Annotated in this window: 2 protein-coding genes; both read left to right on the forward strand. The window is 34.3% G+C overall.

All coding sequences use genetic code 11. From position 1 onward, the window contains the following. The first annotated feature begins 60 nt into the window (after positions 1-60). On the forward strand, positions 61-1803 hold the full coding sequence (locus QZZ53_RS16675) for an FG-GAP-like repeat-containing protein (protein WP_296386809.1): 1743 nt from the start codon (positions 61-63) through the stop codon (positions 1801-1803). A gap of 217 nt (positions 1804-2020) precedes the next feature. Further along, positions 2021-4759, forward strand: a complete 2739-nt coding sequence (locus tag QZZ53_RS16680) for a T9SS type A sorting domain-containing protein (RefSeq protein WP_296386811.1) — start codon at positions 2021-2023, stop codon at positions 4757-4759. Positions 4760-5271 lie beyond the last annotated feature (512 nt).

Raw genomic sequence — 5271 nt, forward strand, 5'->3', positions numbered from 1 at the left:
AGACAGCTACTATATATAGTATAACTGCTTTTTTTTATCTTGCTAAAAAAAATTACTACAATGAAACGCATTTTGTTTATCCTGCTTTCACTTTCAATAAGTATAATAAATGCTCAGATATATTTTGCTGACGAGGCAAGTAATATAGGTTTAACAGAGCACACAGGAGGATCACCAAATGGATCTGGTTTAAGCTTTGCTGATTATGATGGTGATGGATATGATGATATAACATTAGCTTCGGGTGATGGTGTGCCATTACGATTTTATAAGAATTTTGTAGGCTTGTTTTTTGAAGAGACATTAATCAGTCCGCCAATAACATATAGAACTAGAGCTGTAAATTGGGTAGATTTTGATAATGATGGTGACAAAGACCTCTTTGTAACAAGTGACACTAATGGTAACCGATTATATGAAAAAACAGTTACAGGTTTAATAAATGTAACTGCTTCTGCCGGTTTCCCTTTAATAAATGAGTTTACCTTTGGCGCTTCTTGGGGAGATGTAAATAACGATGGATGTCTAGATGTTTATATATCTAACCGGATTATAAATCCTGGACCTGATGAAATAACCAATCGTTTTTATTTAAATAACTGTGATGGTACATTTACTGATGCAACAGATAGTTCTGGATTAACAAATACGCCAGCTCTAACATTTTGCTCTGGTTTTTTTGACCTTAACAACGATGGTTTTCAAGACCTTTATGTTTCTAATGATAAGTTTGAACCTAATTTTCTTTATTTAAATACTGGAGATGGCACGTTTGAAGATATCAGTACTTATTCTGGGACTGGAGTAACAATGGATGCTATGTGTGTTACCATAGACGATTTTAACTCAGATGGTTTTATGGATATTTATTTAACTAATTCTGCTTCTAATGTTAGTGAGAGTACAATCGGAAATATATTTTATAAAAATAACGGAGATAAAACATTTACAGACATAGCTTTATCATCTGGTACTTTCCTAGAATGTTTAGCTTGGGGAAGTGTCTTTTTTGATGCTGAGAATGATGGAGATTTAGATTTGTATGTAAATTGTACTTATGATGGTTCTGTTGACGGTTCAGTTTTATCAGTATTCTATGATAATATGTCTGATGAAACATTTACACAACCCCAAAACATTGGTTTTGCTGATAGTGACGAAAGAAGCTATGGGAATGTTGTTGGTGATTTAAATAATGATGGTAAACCAGATATTGTTGTAATGAATAATTATGGTGTGGCTCCTTTTGTGTGGAATAATCAAACAAGTACAACGAATAATTACCTTACGATAGATTTAGAAGGTGTTACAAGTAATAAAGATGGTATCGGTTCTGTGATTGAAATATCAATAAATGGTAATAAACAGTATAGACACATTATGTGTGGTGAAAGCTATTTAGGGCAAAACTCCTTAAGAGAAATTTTTGGTTTAGGCAGTAGTAGTAGTGTTGATTATGTAAAAGTTAAGTGGCTAAGTGGTACAGAAGATATTTTTTATAACGTAGCATCAAATCAAATTTTAGAAATTGTAGAGGGTTCTACCTTATCTATTGAAGAATTTGAAAACGCAGATAAAATACAAGTTTATATAAAGCCTAAAGATAATACGGTTAATGTTAGCTCTGAAGAGGTGATCCGTAAAATTGAATTATTTAATTTATTAGGGCAGAAAATTAATGAGTATAAAGTAAATTCAAATAGCTTCGAATTTAATACTGGCGCTTTGACGAGTGGTATATATATATTAAATGTATATACTGATCGATTTAATTTAAGTGGTCATAAAATAATAAGACCATAAAACTCTACTCTCATTTATACAACTGAAGACTTTTCATTGTCATTTATATCCCTTATAATAGAAATTAGAAACTATTTTATTCCTAAAGTATAAATAATTATAAATAAGTGGTTTATCGGTAAATTTGGTTGTTTATCGATTTGCTTAACTCTTGTATTGTAATTGTAATTAAATGGCATATTTTTAAAAGATTACTAACTTAAAACACATTTTTCATATGAAAAAAATTACATTACTAATTTTATGCTTGGCATTGACCACTTTTGGTTTTTCGCAAGTAAATCAAAATTTTGGAACCTCTGGGCTAGATTCAGCGCCTACGGTTTTAACTATTAACGATACCGATATTACTGTAAATGGAGCAGATCCAATTACGGCAATATCATTAGGTACTTTTACAAGTCATTATAATACTGCTACTGGTAGTACTGCACAATGTGGTAACTGGTACGATTTTATTTTAGCTGTAACAGGTGGTGTAGCTGATGGTACTAGTATTCAAGGTTGTGATGCAGATTTTACAGGTTTAGATGTAACTGGGTTTACCTCAATGACAATAACGTCTAACGATTTAGATGGTGCAGATACTATTTTCTTTGATATAGATTTAAGTGTTACATTTACACTGTCTAGCCCACCAGATTGTGATGCAAATCTAGACGTAACTACAGATGTTGATCCTGCGGGAGATATTTCTTGGAATGCGGCAACAGGAGCAGCAGATAACTACGATGTAATTGTAGGAACTGCTTCGGGTTTATCAGATGTATATTCAGCGACTCTAGCTAATGTTTTAACAACTAATGTTGGGGCATTAACTGATGGTACTACATATTATGTTACGATAACGCCTTCTAATTCAGTTGGTCCTGCAACAGGCTGTGTAGAACAAACATTTACAACTTGGATGGTACCTGCAAATGATGATTGTTCGGGTGCAGAAGCAATTTCTTGTGGTGGTCAATATACTGGTAATACAACTCCTGCAAGTGCAGAATCTCCAGATCCAGGAACTTGTACTACAACAGCAGGCACTGGAGGAGCAGTATGGTATTCATTTACTGGTGCTAATTCAAATGATGGAGCAGCAGCTATGGGTAGCACAGGAGATGATGTAACTTTAGATTTAAGCGCATCTACGTTTGATACAAAAATTAGAGTCTTTGAAGGATCTTGTGCAGCGCTTGTATGTGTAGCTGGTGATGATGATGGGGGAACAGGAACAACATCTTTACTTACTTTTACAACTACAGTTGGTACAGATTATTATGTGTTAGTACATGGTTACTTAGCAAATGCAGGAGCATATACAATGGATGTAAGTTGTGTCGCACCACCTACTTGTATAGAGCCAACGGCACTTATTGCAGATACTATTCTTGATACTGAAGCTACTGTTTCTTGGACAAATGATGTTGGAGCTACTCTAGGAGTTGAATTTGAATTTGGTGCATCTGGTTTTACACCAGGTACAGCAACTTCTATTGCTTCTGGAAGCGGTGTTGTTTCATCTGCTAATTCAGGAGTTACACTTACTGCTGGTACAGATTACGATTTTTATGTACGTTCTAATTGTGATGCAAATGGATTTAGTACATGGGCTGGTCCACTTTCATTTACAACTCTAACAGGACCAGGTTCTGGTTGTGGTTTGCCTATAGCAGCAACAGTAGAAACAGATTGTTCAACTGCTACTCCAATTACAATAGATTTTGCTACCGCTCCTAATATTGGAGGTACAGGTACATGTGATGCTACGGGAGATAATCGAGGTCTTTGGTATGAGTTTACGGCACCAGCTTCTGGTGGAGTAACAATTAGTAATTCAGGAGCTAGTAACGAATATGTAGTTTTAGATGCTTGTGGGGGAACTGAATTAGTTTGTGCTGCTATGGGAGCTTCAAATGACTTAATAGGTTTAACACCAGGTTCAGTATATAAGTTAGCGATCTGGAAAGATAGTTTCCAAACATTAACAACTGATAATTTTTGTATACAAGAATTAAGTTGTTTACCAGCAAGTAATTTATCTGTTTCGGTGATTTCTGCAACAGAAGCTGATATCTCTTGGGATGAAAATAACACACCAGCTGCAACAGCTTGGGAATATGTTGTACAAGCTCCAGGAACTGGCGCGCCAGCTGCAGCAGGTACTGCTACTGCAAGTAATCCAACGTCACTTACTGGTTTAACAGATGGTGATTCTTATGAGTTTTATGTAAGAACTGATTGTGGTGGTTCATTTAGTACTTGGGCCGGACCATTTGAGTGGTTACAGATGTTACCTCCTTCAAATGATGATTGTTCTGGTGCCATTGCGTTAACACCTGGAGGTGTATATGCAGATAACCCAGTTGATGGTACAGTAACTGCTGCCACTGCTGATGCAGAACCAAATGGTTGTGGGTTAAATGGAGCTGGAGTATGGTACTCAATTGTAGTGCCTGCTAGTGGTGATATAACAATAGAAACTGGTCCAGATGCTGGAACAGGAGATACAGGTTTTGATTCATTAATTGAAGCTTTTAGTGGAACTTGTGGTTCGCTTACTTCTATTGAATGTGATGATGATGATTCAACTGGTTTGTTTTCTATTTTATCATTAACTGGTCTTACACCTGCTTCTACGATTTATGTTAGAGTTTGGGAATCTGGAGGAGATGATTTTGAGCCTTTCTCAATTTCTGCATATAGCGCAACATTAGGTTTAGATACTGTAGATAACGAAGCAGCATTTACATACTATCCTAACCCGGTTAAGAATACGTTAACATTAAATGCTCAAAATACTATTGAGAATGTAACAATGTATAACATGCTAGGTCAAGAAGTATTAAGAGCTACTCCTAATACTGTTGATAGTGATTTAGACATGTCTAACTTACAAGTTGGTACTTACTTTGTTAAAGTAACTATTGCTAACATTACTAAAACAATCCGAGTGATTAAGCAATAAGGTTTTAATTAATCTTTATATAGTAAAAAGCCACCAATTGGGTGGCTTTTTTTATGTTTATTTAAGGTTATAACTTATAATATAAAGAAATCTAGTATAACAAATAATATTACTATGAGCAGTTCTTAATATGTGATTTTTTAATGATTTAATTACGTTTTTTATACCTTAACCATATAATCTACTCAGATTTAGAAATATGATGTCTATAATTGACGCAGTTGTGCTTTGCTTCTGTGGAAAGGAACGAAGGCATATACACATATAAATAAAGAAACCGATGTTATGCTTCGGTTTTTTGCATAAAGTAATGTTATTGAAGGCATCTTCATTAAACATATGTTAGTTGTTAGGTACTAAACCATAGACGAAATACTATAAAACATGACAAGATTTGAGGATAAATATTAAAACTTCATATTAAAACGGACAATAAAATTAAAAAATCTTAAAAATTTAATAATTTATTAGGTATGTTCTTAAATAGCATTAACCGCTTAGCGATGTTTTCT

The organism is Winogradskyella sp. (genome assembly GCF_016744625.1).
GTDB lineage: Bacteria > Bacteroidota > Bacteroidia > Flavobacteriales > Flavobacteriaceae > Winogradskyella.